The 21,003-nt window shown below is 49.6% G+C and carries 19 protein-coding genes; 10 read left to right on the forward strand and 9 right to left on the reverse strand.

The window, feature by feature from the left end; all coding sequences use genetic code 11:
• Positions 1 to 72 precede the first annotated feature (72 nt).
• On the forward strand, positions 73 to 1,947 hold the full coding sequence (locus H6G00_RS28465; protein ID WP_190799301.1) for a hypothetical protein: 1,875 nt from the start codon (positions 73 to 75) through the stop codon (positions 1,945 to 1,947).
• Between the two features lie 83 nt (positions 1,948 to 2,030).
• On the forward strand, positions 2,031 to 3,296 hold the full coding sequence (locus tag H6G00_RS28470; RefSeq protein WP_190799302.1) for a PrsW family glutamic-type intramembrane protease: 1,266 nt from the start codon (positions 2,031 to 2,033) through the stop codon (positions 3,294 to 3,296).
• Positions 3,297 to 3,437: 141 nt separating this feature from the next.
• On the opposite strand, the gene crtR is transcribed toward H6G00_RS28470, so the two are convergent.
• Positions 3,438 to 4,346: a beta-carotene hydroxylase gene (gene crtR / locus H6G00_RS28475; protein WP_190799334.1), complete on the reverse strand. Its 909-nt coding sequence runs from the start codon at positions 4,344 to 4,346 to the stop codon at positions 3,438 to 3,440.
• 453 nt (positions 4,347 to 4,799) lie between these two features.
• On the opposite strand from crtR, the gene H6G00_RS28480 reads away from it, so the two are divergent.
• Entirely contained in the window at positions 4,800 to 5,162 is a 363-nt protein-coding gene (locus tag H6G00_RS28480; protein ID WP_190646407.1) for a zinc-ribbon domain-containing protein, read from the forward strand.
• Positions 5,163 to 5,189: 27 nt separating this feature from the next.
• On the opposite strand, the gene H6G00_RS28485 is transcribed toward H6G00_RS28480, so the two are convergent.
• From H6G00_RS28485 to H6G00_RS28495, 3 genes are all read right to left on the reverse strand, one after another.
• Positions 5,190 to 6,533: an adenylate/guanylate cyclase domain-containing protein gene (locus H6G00_RS28485; protein ID WP_190646406.1), complete on the reverse strand. Its 1,344-nt coding sequence runs from the start codon at positions 6,531 to 6,533 to the stop codon at positions 5,190 to 5,192.
• Between the two features lie 136 nt (positions 6,534 to 6,669).
• The gene (locus tag H6G00_RS28490) at positions 6,670 to 7,206 is read right to left on the reverse strand and encodes a cofactor assembly of complex C subunit B (protein ID WP_190646405.1); all 537 of its coding nucleotides are present in this window, start codon (positions 7,204 to 7,206) and stop codon (positions 6,670 to 6,672) included.
• A 161-nt stretch (positions 7,207 to 7,367) separates the two neighbouring features.
• Positions 7,368 to 7,862 carry an Hsp20/alpha crystallin family protein gene (locus tag H6G00_RS28495; RefSeq protein WP_190646404.1) on the reverse strand — a complete coding sequence of 165 codons (495 nt, stop codon included), beginning with the start codon at positions 7,860 to 7,862 and terminating at the stop codon, positions 7,368 to 7,370.
• Between the two features lie 490 nt (positions 7,863 to 8,352).
• Between H6G00_RS28495 and H6G00_RS28500 the strand changes: the two genes are divergently transcribed.
• Positions 8,353 to 9,438, forward strand: coding sequence for a glycosyltransferase family 4 protein (locus tag H6G00_RS28500; RefSeq protein WP_190646403.1), 1,086 nt, complete (start codon positions 8,353 to 8,355; stop codon positions 9,436 to 9,438).
• 171 nt (positions 9,439 to 9,609) lie between these two features.
• Positions 9,610 to 10,293: a hypothetical protein gene (locus tag H6G00_RS28505; RefSeq protein WP_190646402.1), complete on the forward strand. Its 684-nt coding sequence runs from the start codon at positions 9,610 to 9,612 to the stop codon at positions 10,291 to 10,293.
• Between the two features lie 163 nt (positions 10,294 to 10,456).
• On the opposite strand, the gene H6G00_RS28510 is transcribed toward H6G00_RS28505, so the two are convergent.
• Positions 10,457 to 11,101, reverse strand: a complete 645-nt coding sequence (locus H6G00_RS28510) for an acetoacetate decarboxylase family protein (RefSeq protein ID WP_190799303.1) — start codon at positions 11,099 to 11,101, stop codon at positions 10,457 to 10,459.
• A gap of 1 nt (position 11,102) precedes the next feature.
• On the reverse strand, positions 11,103 to 12,137 hold the full coding sequence (locus H6G00_RS28515; protein ID WP_190799304.1) for an SDR family oxidoreductase: 1,035 nt from the start codon (positions 12,135 to 12,137) through the stop codon (positions 11,103 to 11,105).
• Positions 12,138 to 12,657: 520 nt separating this feature from the next.
• On the opposite strand from H6G00_RS28515, the gene H6G00_RS28520 reads away from it, so the two are divergent.
• From H6G00_RS28520 to H6G00_RS28535, 4 genes are all read left to right on the forward strand, one after another.
• Positions 12,658 to 13,368 carry an SRPBCC family protein gene (locus H6G00_RS28520; protein WP_190799305.1) on the forward strand — a complete coding sequence of 237 codons (711 nt, stop codon included), beginning with the start codon at positions 12,658 to 12,660 and terminating at the stop codon, positions 13,366 to 13,368.
• A gap of 59 nt (positions 13,369 to 13,427) precedes the next feature.
• Positions 13,428 to 13,835 (forward strand): hypothetical protein, encoded by a 408-nt coding sequence (locus H6G00_RS28525; protein WP_190799306.1) that lies wholly within the window; start codon positions 13,428 to 13,430, stop codon positions 13,833 to 13,835.
• 10 nt (positions 13,836 to 13,845) lie between these two features.
• Positions 13,846 to 15,018, forward strand: a complete 1,173-nt coding sequence (locus H6G00_RS28530; RefSeq protein WP_190799307.1) for a zinc-dependent alcohol dehydrogenase — start codon at positions 13,846 to 13,848, stop codon at positions 15,016 to 15,018.
• A gap of 308 nt (positions 15,019 to 15,326) precedes the next feature.
• The gene (locus H6G00_RS28535) at positions 15,327 to 16,121 is read left to right on the forward strand and encodes a glycine zipper family protein (RefSeq protein ID WP_242042557.1); all 795 of its coding nucleotides are present in this window, start codon (positions 15,327 to 15,329) and stop codon (positions 16,119 to 16,121) included.
• A 95-nt stretch (positions 16,122 to 16,216) separates the two neighbouring features.
• On the opposite strand, the gene purM is transcribed toward H6G00_RS28535, so the two are convergent.
• From purM to H6G00_RS28550, 3 genes are all read right to left on the reverse strand, one after another.
• Positions 16,217 to 17,239: a phosphoribosylformylglycinamidine cyclo-ligase gene (gene purM / locus H6G00_RS28540; protein WP_190646396.1), complete on the reverse strand. Its 1,023-nt coding sequence runs from the start codon at positions 17,237 to 17,239 to the stop codon at positions 16,217 to 16,219.
• A 110-nt stretch (positions 17,240 to 17,349) separates the two neighbouring features.
• Positions 17,350 to 17,979, reverse strand: a complete 630-nt coding sequence (locus tag H6G00_RS28545; protein WP_190799308.1) for a TenA family protein — start codon at positions 17,977 to 17,979, stop codon at positions 17,350 to 17,352.
• Positions 17,980 to 18,091: 112 nt separating this feature from the next.
• The gene (locus H6G00_RS28550; RefSeq protein ID WP_190799309.1) at positions 18,092 to 19,108 is read right to left on the reverse strand and encodes a phosphoribulokinase; all 1,017 of its coding nucleotides are present in this window, start codon (positions 19,106 to 19,108) and stop codon (positions 18,092 to 18,094) included.
• A 607-nt stretch (positions 19,109 to 19,715) separates the two neighbouring features.
• Here H6G00_RS28550 and petH point away from each other — a divergent pair.
• Complete coding sequence (petH, locus tag H6G00_RS28555) at positions 19,716 to 20,948, forward strand: ferredoxin--NADP reductase (RefSeq protein ID WP_190646393.1); 1,233 nt, start codon at positions 19,716 to 19,718, stop codon at positions 20,946 to 20,948.
• Positions 20,949 to 21,003: the final 55 nt, after the last annotated feature.

Here is a 21,003-nt window from a genome sequence, read left to right on the forward strand (position 1 = left end):
CTGGACGGGTTGAGCCGTTGCCAAGATTGTAGAGCAAAAGATAAACAAAACGATTGATAGATTGGATCAGTTATGACACAGTCGAATCTTCTAGAACTGGCAAAGCAGGGTGATCCCCAGGCGATCGCCACCCTGATGAATCGCTCGCTTCAGCCGAAAGGGATGACTGCTTCGGTGGGTTTGCAGGGCGATCGCTTAAAGGTTTTGCTGGAGTCTGCTCAAATTCCGAATCGACAAGCCATGATTGCGTTTGTCCGAAACGGGATCACCAGTCTGGGACTCCAATCTATTCAATCGATTGAAATTGCCAGTCGGCAAGTTGGGAACCCTTCCCCCGTCTGGACTGAAGAAATTTTTCTGAAGCCACCCACTACACCCGTTCCACCAGACCTGGAGTCTGCTTCTGTCCCTACGACTTCAATTCAGCCTCCTGTCTCCAGGCGACCTGCGGCACCCCCACCTCCACCCCCACCCCGCCGCGTGCCACCAGCGGAACCTGTATCTCCACCTCCCGTTGCGGCTGACCGCATTGGCAACGGAGCAGCCCCTGTAGAACCCCGTGCAACAGTTGAGCCTGTAGTTGTAGAAGACCTTGCGGACTTAGAGGAATCTCCGCTTGTAAATGAGCCTGCGGTTATTAATGAACCTGCGGTAGTAGAGGAAGAAACTTTAGCTCCCGATCCGGTAATTTATTCAGGATCTGGAACTGGCGATCGCCTGGATGACCAACCTGCATCTGTAGTCACTCCAGCCCATGATGAGGTTAACTTCACCCCAGACGAATCGTTGGAATATGTTGCCTACGAAGAACCTAATATTCCACCTGTTGACGCTGAACCTACCGCTCCTGCAGAACAACTGACCTGGACGGATGCAGATGGGGTGGAACACGCGGTAGACGCACCTGTACCAGAGCGTCCGACGAGGACGGGGCGATCGCCCTGGTTTTACCTAATTTTGTTGGTCGTAGCAAGCTGGATTGCTGCGATTGTTGGCTTCTCAATTTGGTATTCGCGCCAGGAAAGGTCCTTGCAGCCTTCGGCATCTGAGATTGCGCCTGATCCCGCAGCCGAACTAGATGCCGACGAAGATGAAATTGAGCAACCCCTCTCAGAAAATCCGTTAGAAAATGCAGCCAGTCGGGCAGAACAGGCAGAAACGCTGGCAGAAACAGCCCGATCTGCCGATGATTGGGATTTGGTCGTCAGCCAGTGGGAGCAGGCGATCGCCCTCTTGCAAGCAGTACCCGCCGATAGCCCAGACTATGCCACAGCCCGAAACCGCTTGCCTGCCTATCAGCAGAGTCTAGCCGCTGCTCAACAGCAAGCCGCCAATCTTCCTGCTAACACTAACGCGTCGGCACCCACATCAAGCATCACCGTCTCCAATCAGGTAACTTGCCGTGAGGTGGAGTCTACTCCTGAGTCTGACCCCGTTCAGTTGACCAATGTGCAGTTTGATCCTGAAGCGTTTGAAAACGGCGGTAATTTTGTAGTCGGATGCGTTACCAATCATAGCGACCAGACCGTTAGTGACGTGTCGGTTTCCTACCGAGGTGGCTCCGCTGAAAATCCCAACTTGTTTCAAGGTGGTTATAGTAGTCTGGGCGTTGCTGCCCTAGAGCCAGGAGAAACGGTACCCTTTAGAAGCTCGTTTACTATTAACCCAGACGTTACAACCGTCAATGTGGAAGCCGTATTTTGGACACCAGAAGGAGCTTCAGAACCTCAGCGGATCGAAGCCCCTGTCACGCTAGATCGTCCAAGCTCAGGAACTCGCCCAGCTCGCCCGCAAGCTAGCCCTACTCGCCCAGCGGACAGTCCAACCACCAGCCCACAAGCTAGCCCTACTCGCCCGGCAGCCAGTCCAACCACTAGCCCACAAGCTAGCCCCACTCGCCCGGCAGCCAGTCCGCCCGCTAGCCCCAACTCAGCTGGCTCTAATTAGAATGGCTTTGTGTCCCTACCAGGCTCTACCAGGCATGAGATATTTTGAATTAAACCCCCTTTGACCCAGCGGACTCGTCGGTCATGACCCAATTCAGTCTTGTCGAACTTGCCCAGCAGGGTGATCCTGGGGCGATCGCCACGCTGCTCAATCAAGCCTTACAGCCCAGAGGGGTGATGGCAAAAGTCTTGTTGATGGATAGCTGTCTGCAAGTCTTGCTTTCATCAACTCGTCCACTTGCACAGCAAACTTTTGTCTCCTTCCTCAACCGTCAGATTAGCGACTATGGAGCCAAGTCGATTCAATTAGTCAAAGTTTATGGGCAGCAGATCGGCGAAGACGTACCTACTTGGTACGCAGAATTTGTACCCCTGTTTGATGATTCATCCGAACTTTTGTCAGAACTAGAGCTAGCAGAGCTAGAAAAACCCCGCCCCGAAACCAACGATTTTTTGGCAACGCTAAGAACGTTTCAATTTGCGGCCGTTTTTCCCTATCGAGACGTGATCAGTCTAGGGCTGTACCAAAACCACTTAGTCAAAATTTTGTTGTTTTTTGGCTTATTCCCTCTGGTTGTGGATCTAGTTACACCCGACAAAGCCAGCCTTCAGCAAACAGCCTGGATGCTAGGAATCTACTACGCCTCAATTTGGGGCGTGGTGCTGTACAACTTGATTAAGCCACCCCAATTTTCCTGGCGCGATACGCTGAAATGTGTTTTGTTTACTGCCTTTGTTGGCATTCCAATGCTGCTGTTTTTTCAGCAGGTGCCGCCGTTTAGCGCCTTCTACGCCGTGATTGGGGCAGGGATGATTCCCCGAATGATTGGTTTCGTGTTGGGCGTTGGGGTGTTAGAAGAACTGTGCAAAGCCTTACCCGTGTACCTGTTTTTGCTGCGTCCAGGAAAACTTCAAGACCCGCTCACCTCTGCCTTCTATGGCGCAGCATCAGGATTAGGGTTTGCGATGGCTGAAGGAGCAACCTACTCATTGATCTATCGCTTTAGCTTGACCAGAGGAGATCTAGACGTTGGCTCCTATGTCATCGCCAATACGATTCGCTTTGTTTCCCTGCCACTCTTTCATGCCATTCTCGCCGGAATTGTCGGCTATTTTATGGGCCTCGCAGCAATTAACCCCTCACGGCGCAGCGCCATTATTTTCATCGGCGTGGCGATCGCTGCTGCCCTGCATGGCTTTTACAACACGTTTGCGGGCAACGTTTTGGGGCTGCTCGTCATTGGCTTCTCGATTCTGCTGTTCGTCACCTATATTCGCCGCAGCAAACAAATGGTGGAAGAAATGCAAAAAGCAGAGATGGGCTATCGAGGAGTAAAAATAAATCCATGAAGGTGTCGCAACACGACTAGCTATAACGTTATCTCTCAGATGGAAGGGCACCTCGCTCCGCGAGGTGCCCTTCCATCTGTAGCCCTAATTTGTGGAATTGGTATTAGATTGCTACACCGTTATAGATTTATTGGAATAGCTTCAAGGAACCTCATGCTCCACTTGAGGCTTCGGTTTATGACTGTGAAAGCGAATTCCCAGGAAAATGTCGTAAAGGAAGCTAAGAAAGTCTTTGCCCTGGAGCAGCCCTAACGACTGGTGACAGCCCTTTTCATCGAGCAAAGGCTGAGTTGCGCGGTAGGCAGGCTGATAGTTGTACCAGGGAATTGAGGGCCAAAGATGGTGAATCAGATGATAGTTTTGCCCCATGATCAGCAGATTGAGAATGGAACTTGGATAGACTCGGGCATTCTTCCAGCGATCGCGTTCTTGAAACGGGCGATGGGGCAAGTAGTCAAAAAATAGCCCTAACGCCAGCCCTACCACTGCTGCTGGGGAGAACCAAAAATTGAGAACGTAGCCCAGGAAATGGTGTTGAACAGAGACATAAACAATTGAAATAACAACCAAACGCGCCAAAAACCACTCCAGCAGCTCATATTTGCGCCAAAGCTTGCGTTTGAAGAAGAAAATTTCGTGGTAAAAAAACCGAGCTGCAATCAGCCATAGCGGACCGCCGGTTGAAACAAAATGGTCGGGATCATTATCCGGATCGTTTACGTTCGCGTGATGCTGCATGTGAACTCGCGTAAACACCGGGAAGGAAAACCCCAACATTAAAGCGCTACCGTGTCCCAGCACAGCGTTGACGATGCGATCGCGATGCGCCACATGATGCGAGGCATCATGAATCACCGTCCCTACCATGTGTAAGGCAATTACGTTAATCACAAAACAGCACCAGTCCACCCAATGCCAGCGCCAATATCCCAACGTTGAGATCACAACCATCACAACTGCTGCTAGAAACATCAGCAGCGTGGGGTTAAAGTCACCTGGCGCACCTAGCAATTCTTTAGGCACTGTCAGGGGCTTTTCTGCCTCCGACATCGTAACCTCACTCTCTTCAACTTCTATACTGCTTTCACGTAACGCTGTTTTCATGTAACGCTTTTTTATAACACTTTCCCCTAATGCTTCGTTTTGCGTACACGCTCTACGAAACCAAGTCCTTCCGCCTTAAAAATTTATCATCTTTACATTCTGTTAGATCCCTCTAATAAGCGAATCAAAAGCTACAAGCACCCAGCACTCCATTATCGCTGATTAGAATTTTGTACCGATATTAAATGGATTTTGCGATTCATCAACTTCTGTAAGGGCGCATCGCGACGCGCCCCTACCCACATTTGCAACATCTTCAAATTAAATTGGTATCAGAAATTGATTCGGATGGTCTAGCGGAGGCGATCGCCTTCTTCAGATACCCCAATTTCACCTTAACGCTCCCCTAAGCAGATCCTAGAATAAAGGTGGGACCATCAGTAAGGACTTCTTGTAGCTATGGATTTTAGCAACCTGGAGCGACGACAAGAAGCGGTGAGAGTAGAGACAGACTCTAAAGTTCACAGAGTAGCCAACAAAATAGAAAATTTGGATGATGAGATGCATTCCCTACGGCAGAAGGTTGAGAAACTTTCTTTGAGCTGTCAGGCAATGTGGGAGTTAATTAAAGACAATACAGATCTAACAGAAGAAGAACTGTTTGTGAAGATGACTGAGATTGACCTGCGGGACGGCAAGCTAGATGGCAAACTGGGTCCACAGGTTTTGATTTGTTCTAACTGCGGCAGGAAAGTCAGTTCAAAACGCAGTACCTGTTTTTACTGTGGGTATGCGTTAGCCAAAAACTCCGCATTTGAATAGTCAGCAGGAGCAAACCTACTGTCTGTCCTACAACAATCTATCTCGTAATAAGTAAACCTGCATTTTGCCTTTTCCTTTGATCTCCAAGATGCCGCGCTCTTCAAACAAGAATTTGTCTTGCAGCCGCTCATAGACGGATTTTGTCACCTGAATGCAGCCCGGTAATCCTTGAGATTCCATCCGACTGGCAATATTTACGGTATCGCCCCAAAGGTCATAGATAAATTTCTTTCTGCCAATTACGCCTGCTACAACGGGACCGGTGTTGATTCCAATGCGAATGCGGAAAGGCTGGTCTTGCCGAGTTTTGAATTGGGCGATCGCCGCTTGCATATCTAGTGCCATGCTAGCAATCGATTCCACATGGTCGCCTCGCTCAATGGGCAACCCCCCGACCACCATGTAGGCATCCCCAATCGTCTTAATTTTTTCTAAATTGTGTTGTTCTGCCAGTTGATCAAAAGTGGAAAAAATTTGGTTGAGCAGCGTCACCAGTTCACGCGGCGGAATTCCGGCTGAAATTTGGGTAAAGCCAACGATATCAGCAAACAAAACCGTTGCTTCGGCAAAGCTTTCTGCGATCGTGCGATGGTCCTGTTTAAGCTGTTGGGCGATCGCTTCTGGCAAAATGTTGAGCAACAGCCGCTCTGACTTCTCCTGTTCAGCCTCTAACTCACGTCGCGTCTGAAACTCAGTTCTTTGCAGTCGCTCATACAAAAAAACAGCCAGATCACAGATGCCACAAAACCAGAGCAAGTAAAGCACCTGGATCGGGTCCCAAAGGGGCTGACCGTCGTTGGGGTAAAGATTCAGAATGGTGTTTACGCCGAAGTAGTAGGACAGTAAACCAACCTGAGAGATCAGGTGTAAATACCAGCGGACAGGTACCAGAGTCGCCTGAGTCAACAACACCAAAGTCCAGGCAAAAAGCCCCGGAAAGGCAAACCCGTTAAGCGTTGCCCAAACCTGCTCCACTAGCGTGATTGACCAGGAACCCCCCAAAAAGAGTAGTCCCAATCGGTGCTTGCCTTGAGGCGATCGCACTCCCACCAGACAGGCAATCAGTCCTAGCTCCGCGACACTGGCCATGACTAGCCAGCCCGGGTCCCACACTTTGATCTGAGCGGCAGTCAGCACCAGTTCTAGCAAAATGAAACTCAGGTAAGCTGCAACAGCAAGCTGTAACCCTAGCTGCAAGCGCTGTTGCAGAAACCGTTTTCGCCAAGCCTTATATGCCGGGTCAGTCGACTGTTCCCGGCTAAGTTGGTCGAGCCACGTCCTGAGTACAGCCAGTTTTGCTTTGCTGATCACCACACCTCTTGTAGCGCGAGGAGGAGAGGAAAAAGGGCGGGGAAAGGGCGATCGCCCCACCACCCATTTCCTTAAAATTCAAGGCTGTCTCAACTATATCTTTAAGGGGGTTAGACCCTTCACTGCAAGCAAATCTACCAGAATTTAAGCAGAATTTGTACGGCTTGAGCTAAAAGACTCTGCATCCAGCCCATACTCAGCTTTCCTCTAAAGGTTTCAAATTCAGGCTTCGCTGTAGCTCTGCTAGTTCGTCCCGATGGGCTGTGACCGTCACCAGGTTTTGCACAGACTCATCTCCTTGCAACTTTGCGACCTGTAGCCGAACCTGCTCAGGACGGGCAGACTTACGCCAGTAAAAGATGCCTGCGATCGGCGAAAACACAACTAAAATCGGCAAGATGTTTGCCCAATCGGGTAACAGCAGCGCCAAAACCAACGCCAAGCAAAGCAAACCGACCGCCGCTAGCAGCGTCAGGAAAACAGCTAGAAACACGCTGGGGCGAACAAATCCTTCAAACGTCACCTGATTCTTAGCTGCGTCTACTGCTGCAATTCGATAAGCCCGCTGTATAAAGTACGCCTGTAGCTGCTCTAGCAAAGATTCTTCAGGTTGCTCTGTAACTAGTTTGGCAACTTGGATTCGGTCTTTAGTTGAAGCCCGAATAAAGAAAAACAGCCCAACCGAAAGCAACAGCGTCAGCAAAACAGTAGAGGAGAGAACGGGAATATCCATTGTTAGCGAATTAGTGGCTAGTTCAGGCGCAAAGTACGATCCTATCTCTACTTTACGCAAGTTTACGAAGCAACAAGCTTGTGAACCCTTTAAGGAGCAGCCAGTGCAGATACACAAAAAGGGTGGGCAATGCCCACCCTATAGGTCTAGCTAATTACCAATTAGTTGTTGCTGTTCTCTGCAACGGAGTTGGTGCTAGCTTCTAGCGTTGGGGTTGATGCACCTGATAGTTCACCCAGATTGACTTTAACGACTCGGTTACGTGCCTCTGTCACCTTGGGTAAGGTCAGCGTCAAAATGCCGTTGGTAAAGTTTGCACTCACCTGATCGTTTTGTACGGCTACGGGTAGGTTGACTACACGCTGAAACTTGCCATAGCGGAATTCAGAGTGCAGATAATTTGCCTCTTGGGGTTGTGGGCGATCGCCTGCAATGGCGACTGCATCACGAGTCACCTGAACATCCAAATCCTTGCCTTCAATACCGGGTAGCTGCACTCTAAGAATCAGGTTGTCGCTATCGTCCTGCATCTCGATTGCAGGACCCCAAGCGGCGGGTGAATCGCTTTGAGAATTGGTAATTTCGTCAAACACGTGATCAAGCTGACGACGCAGAGTTTCGATCTCACGGAAAGGTTGCCAGTAGCGAATCATCATAGTGTCACCTCTACAATAATCCTTCAACAATTCTTGGATCTTGAACAGTTTTTAGAGCAGTGCGGTTCGTAACCGCTTTTGCTTACAGATTTATATTCACCCAATCTCCTGCTCAACGCGAGTCAGGAGAACCTCACCCCGAAGTCGTAGTTTCTCGCCCATCTTGCTGCTGCTGAAACTCTTCCTAGAGAGGGATCTTGGGATTTACGAGCGATCGCCTTAAGTGCCTTACCAGGCAACGTTTTTGTATTAATTGACGCGCTCAAAAAGTGTGGATTTCCCGCATACTTAAGGGTAAATATACCTATTGTCAAAAAAAGTAAATCATTCATACACTTCAGACACTTCGTCACAAGTTTTAGCGTTTATTAAACTTGCTTAACGATCTTTAATGTATAAGCTCTCAAGCAAATGAGTCGCTTGAAAGCACTCCGTAGACGAAGGGCTGGTCAATTTAGCTCAAGTCTTATATTCCTTAAGGAGGTTTGTAATGCGGATTGCTCAAATCGCCCCGTTATGGGAGAGAGTTCCCCCTCCGGCTTATGGCGGCGTTGAACTGGTTGTTGGACTGCTGACCGATGAACTGGTTCGGCGGGGACATGAGGTGACGCTATTTGCATCGGGCGATTCCATTAGTCTGGCTAAGCTTGAATCTGTTTGTCCTCAAGCACTGCGTCTAGCTCCTAATGTGAAGGAGTACGGCATCTACGAAATGCTGCAATTGAGCCAGGTATACGAACGGGCGCAGGAATTTGACATCATTCACTCTCACATGGGTTGCTCTGTACTGCCCTTTGCAAATCTGGTTAAAACCCCAACAATTCACACACTTCACGGCATCTTCACGCCTGACAACGAGAAGATGTTTGGCTACGCCAAAAAACAACCCTACGTCAGCATCTCTGACGCTCAACGGGAGCCACGGTTAGACCTAAACTGCGTCGCAACGGTTTACAACGGCATTGATCCCGATAGCCATCAGTTTTATCCTCAACCAGATGAAGAGCCTTATTTGGCATTCTTGGGGCGGATATCACCTGAGAAGGGAGCGCACCTGGCGATCGCCATTGCCAAGCAAACAGGCTGGAAGCTGAAGATGGCAGGCAAGGTCGATGTGGTGGATGTGGACTACTTTGAACAGGAAATCAAGCCGCTGGTCGATGGTGAGCAAATCCAGTATTTGGGTGAGGCAAACCACTTCCAGAAAAACGCACTTTTGGGCAATGCGGTTGGAATGCTGTTTCCCATTACCTGGCGTGAACCGTTTGGGCTAGTGATGATCGAGTCGATGGCGGCTGGCACTCCTGTAATCGCAATGGAGCTAGGGTCTACGTCTGAAGTGATCGTTCACGGCAAGACAGGCTTTTTGTGCCATAACCTTGAGGAATGCGCGGAGGCGATCGCCCGTCTCCCCGAAATTGACCGCTATGCCTGCCGAGAACATGTTTTGACTCACTTTAGTGTGCAGCGCATGACTGATGGCTATGAAGCGGTTTATCGTCAGGTGCTATCTGAACGCTTTGTCAAAAACGGGCGCGTCCTTTCGATGATGAGGTCGGGCAACAGCCAAAACTAGTTTCCCTGGCGTATAGCATTCAGCAAATCGCCTGAGATCAAAATAGAACAGGATTTTGGGTGGCAGAGATTGTTTCTCTATCGCCTAAAATCCTTATTCAAATTCCACCCTCAAACCAGCAATGCCCCCTGGGTTCGAGATAGGATAACAGGTAAACAAAAATGCTGAATCATGGTAGAACGTCCTATTAAGAAGTCTGAGCGTCAGGCAGTCGAGTCTCAGACTGTTGAATCTAATGAAGTGGCGATTGAGGCTATAGTCGAGTCTCCGTCTGAGGCGGCTCCGGCAAAACGCGCTCCCGCTCCGGTGAAGCGATCGCCCGAAGAACGGAATGCCCTGCGTTCATCGGAAGGCAAAGAAGGTCGGAGTAGAGACAGAGACAAAGATCGCTCGAAGGGGAAAGGGAAAGGGAAGGGCGATCGCGACAGAGACGAACGTCCTGCACCCGCAAATCTTGCTTTGATGCGTGGGCCTAGACCCACCCAACCCAAGCCACCCGTCGAAGAGGTTCCAGAAGAAACTCCAGAAGAAACCTTGGAGGCATCAGCGGAAACAACTGAAGTAGCGGCTGAAGAATCAACGGAAGCCACTTCTGCGGCTGAAGTAGCGCCTGAAACCCCAGAACCAACTGAGCCAGTTGTCGAAGCGGCAACTGAATCCGCCGAAGCAGTTGCCGTAGAAACAGAATCAGTAGCCGAAGTAGCATCAGAACCGACTGAAGTAGCTGTGGAAACTGAAGTAGCTGTGGAAGAAACCCCTGAACCTGCTTCTACATCTGAACCTGCTTCCGAAGCACCAACGCAAACTGTGGAATCAGCCAGTGAAGAAGCTGTCGCTGAAAAGTCCAGTTCCTAAACCTGGGTAAATTCAATAGCACCATTTCAACCACACAGAATGTAGTTGAAACGGTGCAAAGACGTATCGCCCGCAATGCGGGCGATACGTCTTTGCACGTTCATCAAATCTTAGTTCCGCTTTGCTCTATCCAACTCGAAAACGGACATTACAGAATAGATGCCTAGAATTTTACACGGGTTATTAGGTGCTGAGGACTGCTAATTGACAGACGCAACTGGTCAGCATAGAAAACCAACCGAGGTTGATCAAGGCAAAGATGGTGAAAAGGGCTACCGCTTGGCACCTGCAAGTCAGCGCCTACCAAACTAAAGTTGGCTGATGCTTCTGCTTCAAATGAGAGTAAATCGGCATCCAGCGTACTAAAGCTTATCGCCTTGAGAGGCTGTCGCCATGCTGGAATCTGCCAACTGTATTCAAACCGACAGAGCAACTGATTTTCCTGATAGACCGATACCCGTTTTTGGGTGCCCTGCTCCCAGGTAAATTGAGCTAGTTGCTTGGGCAGTCCCCAAATTTCTCGCCCCCCGGCAACAGAATCAGGATTGTCTACATAAATGTGCGACACCCAACTGCCAACCTGGTTCTCATAGCGAGTCAACGCGCCCACCACGATTAGCTCGTTGTAGAGCAATGTTGAACCTGTGCCATAGGAGGCAACATAAACGCCGCCTAGAGTTTTACCTGGAAAGACTGAAATAATCTCTAGCTCAGCCGGAATTAGCGGGCGAACTTGCTCAACGTCGATGGGTTGAAGGCTTTGGATAGAATAGCCCTGAAGCGTCCAAGGTGCTTGAGGATAAGTCACTTTACAGTTCTCCTGCGGATGAGCTGCCCGTAAACGCCTGAGTCGCTAGCAGGGCAAGGGCTGCGGCGCTGGCGATCGCTCCCCATTTCACGGTTGGATTGCGGTCAAACCAATCGCTGACACTAGGAATCGTGAGATTGCCAAAATCGCCTTCTACTCGGTCATAGCCTGCCGCTGGATCAGCAGGAGCAAACAGATTATTGGGAGCATCTTCAGACTTCAGTTCATCGGTTCGCTGGAGCGGGAAGGCGATCGCCGACAGCAGCACATCCACCAACTGTGGCGACAACCGTTGCAGCACGTCCACAATCTTGCCTACATCCCCCACGATAAAGTCGCGAGTTGGATGCTCCGCGGTGTGCAAAATCGCATCCGCGACCAAACTCGGTTCATAGTAAGGCGGAATTCCAGTTGGCTTCACGCCCAACTTGGTCATCGCCTTGTTGTAGTAGGGCGTATTAATTACTGCTGGCAAGATATTAGTCACACTAATGGGAATGTTGTCGTGCTGTAGCTCTACCCGCAGCGCTTCCAGAAACCCTTCTACTCCATGCTTTGAAGCAGAATAGGGGCTTTGTAGCGGTATACCACGCCGTGCCTCTACCGAGGAAATGTGAATCAGTGCCCCTCTGCCTTCGCGCTTGAGGTGGGGCAGTGCTGCCATAGCACCATGTACCTGCCCCATCAGCGTGACATCGACGACGCGTTGAAATTCTTCTGGCGTAATCTTTTCAAACGGTGCTAAAACGCCCGTCGCCGCTGCATGAACCCAGGTATCGAGCCGTCCGTAGGTTTCAACAGTTTTGTCGGCGATCGCCTTCACCTGCTCAAATTCGGCTACATCCGCAACAATCGCCAGTGCATCCCCGCCTGCACTCTTGATTTGGTCAACTAGCGTTTGTAGCCCGACCTCACTGCGGGCGGCAACTGTGACTTTTGCTCCCCGTTGGGCAAACCGCAGCGCTGTCTCACGACCGATGCCGCTTGAAGCCCCCACAACGGCAACCACCTGCTGATGAATTGGCTTTAATTGCATCTCTTATTTCCCTTCAAAAAAGTTAATTGAATCTCTTTATCTCAGTAGGCAAAATTAGACCGCTAACAACATCCTTCTTTTGGCTGAGGAATTCTTACAAAAAACAAACGAAATTCAAAATCTTCAAATGGGCTGAAAAGCAATTGAGAGAAAAAGTTTGTTCCCTGATCTATCCCTTTAGAATGAAGAATTTCTTTCGCTCACATTCCTAAGCTGAAGTCACAATTAATGAATTAGGAACTGCCTAAAAAGCACTCTAAAAAGCATCTGACGGTAGGTTAACAGCCATAAATAGCCGCAAATAGCTATTGCAAAATAGCTGTTACCGGTAGCTGTGCTATTTCAATCATTCATTTCGCCAGGAATTGAGGCTCAAGTTTAATCTCTGAGTATTTGGGTTGATTTATTGAAATGAAAATACTTTAGAGAGAGTAATTTTGATTAGTTTGGCGCATTTCTGACCACTTTTGAATCACTTTAATCATCAAAGAATCCAAAGCGGAAAACCTAAACAAACACTATGGAAGAAGTAACAAATCAGCCGAATCTGCAAAGCCAATCAGCACCGGACAGCAAAGGTGATAACGAGCGCTGGGCTTCGATTATTGGCGGCAGCGCAATGGTGTTAATGGGTCTACAACAGCGTTCTTTGCGGGGCGCATTGATGGCGCTCGCAGGCGGCAGCTTAGCATTGCACGGGGCAAAGAGTGAAAAGAGCCTACCTGCAACCATCGCAGATGCTACAGGCATTAACAAGAGCATTCGCGTTGAAAAGACCGTCACCATCAATCGCTCAGCCTCTGACCTGTACAACTTTTGGCACGACCTTGAGAATCTGCCGACCTTCATGCAGCATCTCAAGTCCGTCAAAGTGCACGACGACAAACGCTCTCACTGGATCGCAACCGCGCCTCTGGGAGCATCAGTGGAATGGGATGCAGAAATCGTCAGCGACCAGCCCGATCGCCTGATTGCCTGGGCTTCAGTAGAAGGCGCTGATGTAGATAACTCTGGCTTTGTTCGCTTTCAACCTGCTCCTCAAGGACGCGGCACTGAAGTCAAAGTCGTGCTGGAATACAACCCACCGGGTGGAGCCTTGACCGGAGCCTTAGCGAAGCTATTTGGCGAAGAACCAGAACAACAAATCGGGGCAGAACTGAGCCGCTTCAAGCAACTCATGGAAGCGGGCGAGATTGCAACGACTGAAGGGCAACCCAGCGGTCGGAGATAAGAGGACCCTGGAAAAGGTTTATCGAAGTTTGAAATTTGAAAACAAGAAGGAACGAGAACATGAAACAGGTGTTGAACGGATTGAAACAAGTTGTCTTTGTTTTTCTGACCGGAATTCTATTTCTGACCGCTAGCTTTGGTGCATTTGGTGGAAGTGAAGCAATCGCCAACCCGATTGAAAAACCACAGGCAACCACCTACGACCGGGGCAATTACAACAACGAAATTAGCGAACCGGGTACCAAAAGACAGGTTAACCATAGCAGCAGAAACAATAGTCCGGGTACCGCCATCGAAAATAGCCCCCAGGTGGAAACGCAAGAAGGGTTGAAGGGTATTGCCGATAATGTCCGTGAAAAACTCAACCTTGATCAGCCAATTTATCCAGGCACAAAAGAGTTCATCAACGACGTAAAAGACAAGGTTGAGGACACAGTCGAAGGCGCAGAAAGAGCCGTAGGAAGATAAGGAGAATTGAATGAAAGCTGTTTGCTGGCATGGCGCAACAGATGTTCGAGTAGATAACGTACCCGACCCCAAAATTATCAATCCGCATGATGCCATTATCAAAATTACGCTAACTGCAATTTGTGGCTCGGATTTGCACCTTTACGATGGATTTATTCCGTCGATGCAGTCAGGTGACATTCTCGGTCATGAATTTATGGGCGAGGTGGTTGAAGTTGGTAGTGACGTTAAACGGGTTAAGATTGGCGATCGCGTCGTTGTTCCGTTCACCATCTCTTGCGGCAATTGCTTCTTCTGTCAGCGAGATCTGTGGTCGCTGTGCGATAACTCGAATCCGAATGCGGCGATCGCCGAGAAACTCTACGGACACTCAGCCGCTGGGCTATTTGGCTACTCTCACATCTTTGGTGGATATGCTGGAGGGCAGGCACAGTATGCCCGCGTTCCCTTTGCAGATGTCGGTTTGTTCAAAATCCCAGATGGTTTAACCGATGAGCAAGTCCTGTTTCTCACCGACATTTTCCCTACGGGCTACATGGCTGCTGAAAACTGCAACATTCAACCTGGCGACACAGTAGCCGTTTGGGGCTGCGGGCCAGTTGGACTATTTGCAATTAAGAGTGCCTACATGTTGGGAGCAGATCGAGTCATTGGCATCGATCGGGTTCCAGAACGCCTGCAATTGGCAAAAGAGTTTGGCAAAGCCGAGGTCATTAACTACGAAGAAGTAGACGCAGGCGAAGCGGTGAAAGAGATGACAGGTGGACGCGGTCCCGATGCCTGCATTGACGCAGTGGGCATGGAAGCGCACGGCACCGATGCTGTCGCCATCTATGACCGGGTGAAACAAGCCGTGCGTTTGGAAACCGATCGCCCTACAGCCCTACGCCAGGTTATCGTTGCCTGTCGCAAAGGCGGCACCGTCTCGATCCCGGGAGTTTATGGCGGACTGCTCGACAAGATTCCCTTTGGAGCCGCTTTCAATAAAGGCTTGAACTTCAAAATGGGACAAACTCACGTTCACCGTTATCTCAGTCCTTTGTTGGAACACATTCAAAAGGGTGACATTGATCCCTCCTACATCATCACTCACCGGATGAAGTTAGAAGACGCACCTAAGGGCTACGAAATCTTCAAGCAGAAGAAAGATAACTGCATCAAAGTTGTGCTTGATCCGCTCTAAAATTCCCTTGAAATTTGGAAGCGCCCCCTTTGACCTAACATCAATTAACTTCATCCTCAGGCAAAACCTGGGGATGTTTTTTTTAGCGAAACTTTGCTTAGCTGCTCCTATTCTTAGAGCAATTTGCAACAGCTTAAGCAGTCAAAAAAAGTATTTAACAAACTAAATAATTCTACCTTTAGCTACAGTTAACCTCCGAAAGGAATAGAACTCATACTTATAACCCCCGAGAGAAGAACATATTCTCTAATAAAACTACTTTGGAGTGGTCGACCGTTTAAGAACCCGACCATAACAACGAGGTAATTATGGATAGAAAGAACCACGACCCAATGGACAAAAGAAACCACGATCCAGCGGACGCAGATGCAAACCGTGACCCGATTACGGGTGAGCCAGGGGCACATCCGGTTGGAACTGGAATTGGAGCAGCAAGTGCAGGTGCAGTCGGAGCTGCGGTCGGTGCAGTCGGCGGCCCAGTTGGATCGGTTATTGGAGCTGCGATCGGCAGTGTGGTCGGTGGCTTAGTGGGTAAGAGTGCTGCTGAAGCAGTCAATCCAACGGTCGAAGATGACTATTGGCGTCAGAACTACACTTCCCGCCCTTATGCCAAGTCTAGTCACACCTACGATGACTACCACCCTGCCTACCGGACGGGTTATGAAGGATACACTCGCTATCGCGATCGCAACACCACCTTTGATCAGGTCGAGCCAGATCTGCGACGCGACTACGAAACCAACTACAGCAACTCACGCTTGCGTTGGGATGATGCTCGCCATGCAACCCGCGATGCCTGGGATCGGGCAGATCGCAACACACGGTATGTCGGTGAAGACGATTACTGGCGGAGCAACTACACCTCCCGCCCTTACTACAGCCAGGGAACAACCTACGAAACCTATCAGCCTGCCTACGAGATGGGCTATGACAGCTACGGTCGCTATTCTACGAGTGGTAGAACGTTTGATCAGGTTGAACCTGAATTGCGGCGCGACTATGAGCAGCGACACGGCGGTGCTGGCTTAGCCTGGGACAAAGCAAAGTATGCCGTCCAGGATGCCTGGAATCGCGCATCCAATACAGTAAGAAGAGATCGATAAAGCCAGACGGTTCTAATCTACGCTTTATCTCACGGAAATAATTGAACTGGCGGTGTGGCTTTGCTGCGCCGCCATTCTCGTGTGGTGAACTTATTTCAAGCCGAAAAGCTCAACTCACCATTTCCTTCGATCACCTCACCGATCGCCCATGCAGGTAAATTCTCAGCTTTAAACCATTGAATCGTTTGCTCAACCTGAGCCGGGGGAACCAGCAGCACAAAGCCAATTCCCATATTAAAGGTGTTAAACATCTCAGCCCGATCAACAGAACCCGTAGCAGCTAGCCATTCAAAAATGGGGGGAATTGTCCAACTTTGCGAATTAATTTGAATCGACTGATTTTCTCCCAAACAGCGAGGCAAGTTTTCGGGTAAACCACCCCCCGTAATGTGTGCCATTCCATGAATCGCGAGTTCAGACTGACGGGCGGTCAAAATCGGTTTGACGTAGATACGGGTTGGGGTCAGCAATTCTTCAAGCAGAGTCTTACCCAGCAGGGAGGGGCGATCGCCCACATTCACACCTGCCGTCTCAATAATCTTTCTCACCAAACTAAACCCATTGCTGTGAACACCCTGACTCGCTAGCCCGATCGCCACATCCCCAACTTCAACCTGAGAACCATCTAAAATCTGGCTCTTCTCCACAATGCCCACACAAAAGCCTGCCAAATCATATTCCCCAGGCTGATAAAATCCGGGCATTTCAGCCGTTTCTCCACCCAGCAAGGCACAGCCTGACTGCCGACATCCTTCTGTAATTCCGGCAACGACTTGAGTCAGTTGGTCAGGCTCTAGCTTGCCTGTCGCCAGATAATCGAGAAAAAACAGCGGCTCTGCCCCACAAGTGAGAACATCGTTAACGCACATGGCAACCAGGTCAATTCCGACAGTGTCGTGGCGATCGCCATTCTGCGCCAGTTTCAGCTTAGTCCCTACCCCATCGGTGCCCGACACCAACACAGGTTCTCGATACCCAGTCGGAAGCTGAAACAACCCACTAAAGCCCCCCAACCCACCCAAAACCTCCGGGCGACGGGTGCTATTTACCAGGCTGCGAATCTGCTGCACAAATGCCCGACCCGCCTCAACGTCTACCCCTGCCGCTCGATAATCCATACGTTCCCTAACCCCATGCTGTGCAGGATGTATTTTATAGCAATCCTGGAGTTTGTTTTGGGAAAGTATGGGAGGGGCGATCGCCAGCCTCCTAGCTTTACAACCAGTCGCTAATAGTGCTCAACTTCCCATGCTGCCTGAAAAAAGTCGCGTTCACACTGCATGGCGTAGCGATAAGTTGACCGTACTATTTCAGTCATTGCAGCATATCGGTTAGCGAGTTGAGCAAGCTGATCTGCTAAAGGCTCAAATTCAGAACTGCTGTAAGTGCGAATCCAGTCTGAATAGGCATGATCTGGAATTTGTGGCTGGGCTAGCTTTTGACCGATAAAAGCATACAGCCGCATACAGGGCAGCATTGCCGCTGTAGTCACACCCGCTTCCTGGCTCCAGGCGGTAGCTAGCAAAAAATCGGTATAGCGACGAGTTGCCGCCCCAGGCTCAATAGCTTGAAGGTTGACTCCCCACTGAGCCGCATAGCTTTGATGGAGTTGGAGTTCTTGTAAGACCCCGGCTGCCAGATTGTGAAAAGTACCGAACCCTTCCCAATCAGGAGCTTTAGCGGCAGCAATGCTGTAGGCACGGGTAAAGGCTTCCAGGAAAAAGGCATCTTGACCGACGTAGTAGGCAAATTTAGACTTAGCTAGCGTCCCATTACTAATGCCTTGGACGAAAGGATTGGTGAGAGAAGCGATCGCCAAATCTTGATTTGCCTGCCACAGGTCTTCTGCAAGAGTCATAACAATCTCTAAAGCAATGAAATATCAATAAAATTAGGAGCCAGACTTTAGCAGAAGCATCATATCACTGCTAAATTCTGACTCCTGAATTTTGAATCTAACCTGAGTGCAACTAGTTTGCAGCCACTTTCGCTGCCAGAGGTGCCTCAGCAGCGGAAATCAGACGTTCGTAGGTTGCGCGCATCTTTAAGCCAACCAGCACTTGGAACAAACCTGTACCATTCGTTGAACCAGGATATTCGCGGTGCTTGAGCAGCAGCTCAGTCATTTCACCATAGAACTTGGTGGATGTGTTGCTGAGGTGGCTTTCAAGGTAAATTACCTCTTCCAGCCGATCAAACTGACCATCGACTTCCAGCACAGAGACGCTGTTGCCGTAGTACTCATCCGGTCCGTAGAACATCCGAATGCCAGGATAAGAGCAGGTCAGCTTACGACCACAAGGAATCCAGTCGATCGTAGAACCTTCATCAAACAGATAGACGGGTTCCATTCCCTCTACATCATCTTTTTGAATCAGGCGGACGCGCAGCACTTTACGCTCCGTGTCGTCTTTGATCAGGCGCGTTGGTAGGATTTGAATGACTACGTCAGCGTGCTGCTTTTGCGGATCAATGTAGGCATCAAAGTCAGGGCGGCGAGAGTTAATCGAAGCCAATATGTCTTCATAGCGATGCCCACGCTCTGCCATGTCTCGCTGAATCTTCCAAGCAATTTTAACCTCGTCATCTAGATCGAGATAAACGCTGAAGTCAAGCAGCGATCGCACCCGCTCGTCATACATCGGATGCAACCCTTCAATCACCACAATCCGGTTTGGATTCACCCGTTCGGGGGGGTCAATCATCCCCGTTTCGTGGTTATAAATAGGCTTGTCAATGGGATGACCTTCTTTGAGCGCTTTGATTTGCTCATACATCAGGTCAAAGTCGTTTGCCTCTGGATTTAGCGCCGTTACCCCAGCCTCTTTCCGTTGCTTCCGGTCCAGACGGTGGTAGTCATCCAGGCAAATGACAGTCATCAGCTCTTCCCCAAACAGGTCTGCCAATCGGCGTAGGAAAGTCGATTTACCGCATCCGGAGTCTCCGGCTACGCCAATTAGAACCACACGGTCTGGCTTAATGGTCATAGGTACCCTCTAACGAAGTTAAAACAATTCAATAAACTGAAACCCGAGCCGACTAAACCCACAAGTTAGGGCCGTCCCGCCAATTTCTCGCCAATTTGAAGTGAGACTCTCCCTATAGACCGTCAAGCGTTTCCTTGCTGCCTTAAACCTTCAGTCAAAGTACGAAGACAACGACGAAGGGGCGCACGAACTCAGGTACCGCCTAGCGGAAGAAGACCCATGCTTTATTTTGGTAAGTATTTAGTACTACCGGATACACTAGATCCTACCAGAATGCGATCCTCCCTACAAGGTTCGCCTGAATTGAATCTTGCTGCTCAATAGCACCGTTAATATCACCATGCTAAATGCAATTGTGCATTTAGAAATAATGAAATTGCTCGACCTTGACATTCTCTCAAAGAATTGCTCGTTATCGTAGAACAGTGGCAAGTGCAGGATTTTATGCCAAACTTGCTGCCTTTGATGAGTGAGTGTCGTCTTGCAATGCTACGCTAATACAGACTAGCTCTAACCTTCGGACTAAAATCCGTAGTTTGGCTGGGGCGTGATCAATGGCACGCGACTTCTGTGTGTCTCAGTTGGGTTCAGGATTTATTGATTAGCGATGTATAATCCAAGCGCAGCGGGTGGCGCTGCCAACACAGCCTACGGTAGCCGCCTCTTTGTCTATGAAGTTGAAGGGCTTCGTCAAAACGAAGAAACCGACAAGACTGACTATCCAATTCGTCGAAGTGGCACTGTGTCTATCATAGTGCCCTATAGCCGGATGAATCAGGAAATGCAGCGAATCACCCGACTGGGTGGCAAAATCGTCAGCATCCGCCCTGCAACCATCAACGGCGTAGCAAACGGCAAGACCTCCTCATCGGGTACTGTATCTCAGACATCAGCAGAGGAGAGTAAACCCGTGACCCAAGCAGAACAAGCTCAACCAAAGCCTAAGAAAGAAAAAAAGGACGTTCCCGTCAACACTTACCGCCCCAATGCTCCGTTTGTGGGTAAGTGCCTCTCTAACGAGGAACTGGTTGGCGAGGGCGGCATTGGCACCGTTCGTCACCTCATTTTCGACCTTTCTGAGGGTGATCTACGTTACGTAGAAGGTCAAAGTATCGGCATCATTCCTGACGGCACTGACAAGAATGGTAAGCCTCATAAGCTCAGGCTGTACTCTATTGCCTCTACCCGGCATGGTGACAATCTGGACGACAAGACCGTTTCACTTTGCGTCCGGCAGCTAGAGTACAAGCATCCTGAAACGGGTGAAATGGTTTATGGGGTGTGCTCTACCTTCCTGTGCCATCTGGACCCAGGAGCAGATGTTAAGATTACTGGTCCTGTGGGCAAGGAGATGCTGCTTCCTGACGACCCCGAAGCAAACATTATTATGCTAGCGACGGGTACTGGAATTGCGCCTTTCCGGGCTTACCTGTGGCGAATGTTCCAGGAAGGTGAGCAAAAGCTCAATACTGATTATCCGTTTAAGGGCTTTGCCTGGCTGATCTTTGGAATTCCGACTACGCCTAACATTCTTTATAAGGAGGAGTTGGAAGCGATCCAGGAGAAATATCCTGATAACTTCCGCCTCACCTACGCAATCAGTCGTGAGCAGAAGAACTCTGAAGGCGGCAGAATGTATATTCAGCACCGAGTTGCTGAATATGCTGACGAACTCTGGAAGCTTGTCCAAAATGAGAAGACCCATACTTACATTTGTGGTCTGAAGGGCATGGAAGGCGGCATTGATGAAGCAATGACTGCTGCTGCTGCCAAGGACGGCGTGGAATGGAAGGCTTACCAGAAATCCATCAAGGAACGCTGGCACGTAGAAACTTACTAGGGAAATTCCTTAATTTCAATCTTCAAGACGGAAGTGTGGCGATGCTGCGCTTCCG

Origin of the sequence: Leptolyngbya sp. FACHB-541 (assembly GCF_014695875.1) — a bacterium.
In the GTDB taxonomy this organism is placed as follows: Bacteria; Cyanobacteriota; Cyanobacteriia; order Elainellales; family Elainellaceae; genus JAAUTN01.

Coding starts and splice junctions, on each gene's coding strand:
- H6G00_RS28465 (WP_190799301.1), top strand. CDS start 73: ATGACACAGTCGAATCTTCTAGAACTGGCAAAGCAGGGTGATCCCCAG.
- H6G00_RS28470 (WP_190799302.1), top strand. CDS start 2,031: ATGACCCAATTCAGTCTTGTCGAACTTGCCCAGCAGGGTGATCCTGGG.
- crtR (WP_190799334.1), bottom strand. CDS start 4,346: ATGTCGGAGGCAGAAAAGCCCCTGACAGTGCCTAAAGAATTGCTAGGT.
- H6G00_RS28480 (WP_190646407.1), top strand. CDS start 4,800: ATGGATTTTAGCAACCTGGAGCGACGACAAGAAGCGGTGAGAGTAGAG.
- H6G00_RS28490 (WP_190646405.1), bottom strand. CDS start 7,206: ATGGATATTCCCGTTCTCTCCTCTACTGTTTTGCTGACGCTGTTGCTT.
- H6G00_RS28495 (WP_190646404.1), bottom strand. CDS start 7,862: ATGATGATTCGCTACTGGCAACCTTTCCGTGAGATCGAAACTCTGCGT.
- H6G00_RS28500 (WP_190646403.1), top strand. CDS start 8,353: ATGCGGATTGCTCAAATCGCCCCGTTATGGGAGAGAGTTCCCCCTCCG.
- H6G00_RS28505 (WP_190646402.1), top strand. CDS start 9,610: ATGGTAGAACGTCCTATTAAGAAGTCTGAGCGTCAGGCAGTCGAGTCT.
- H6G00_RS28515 (WP_190799304.1), bottom strand. CDS start 12,137: ATGCAATTAAAGCCAATTCATCAGCAGGTGGTTGCCGTTGTGGGGGCT.
- H6G00_RS28520 (WP_190799305.1), top strand. CDS start 12,658: ATGGAAGAAGTAACAAATCAGCCGAATCTGCAAAGCCAATCAGCACCG.
- H6G00_RS28525 (WP_190799306.1), top strand. CDS start 13,428: ATGAAACAGGTGTTGAACGGATTGAAACAAGTTGTCTTTGTTTTTCTG.
- H6G00_RS28530 (WP_190799307.1), top strand. CDS start 13,846: ATGAAAGCTGTTTGCTGGCATGGCGCAACAGATGTTCGAGTAGATAAC.
- H6G00_RS28535 (WP_242042557.1), top strand. CDS start 15,327: ATGGATAGAAAGAACCACGACCCAATGGACAAAAGAAACCACGATCCA.
- purM (WP_190646396.1), bottom strand. CDS start 17,239: ATGGATTATCGAGCGGCAGGGGTAGACGTTGAGGCGGGTCGGGCATTT.
- H6G00_RS28545 (WP_190799308.1), bottom strand. CDS start 17,979: ATGACTCTTGCAGAAGACCTGTGGCAGGCAAATCAAGATTTGGCGATC.
- H6G00_RS28550 (WP_190799309.1), bottom strand. CDS start 19,108: ATGACCATTAAGCCAGACCGTGTGGTTCTAATTGGCGTAGCCGGAGAC.
- petH (WP_190646393.1), top strand. CDS start 19,716: ATGTATAATCCAAGCGCAGCGGGTGGCGCTGCCAACACAGCCTACGGT.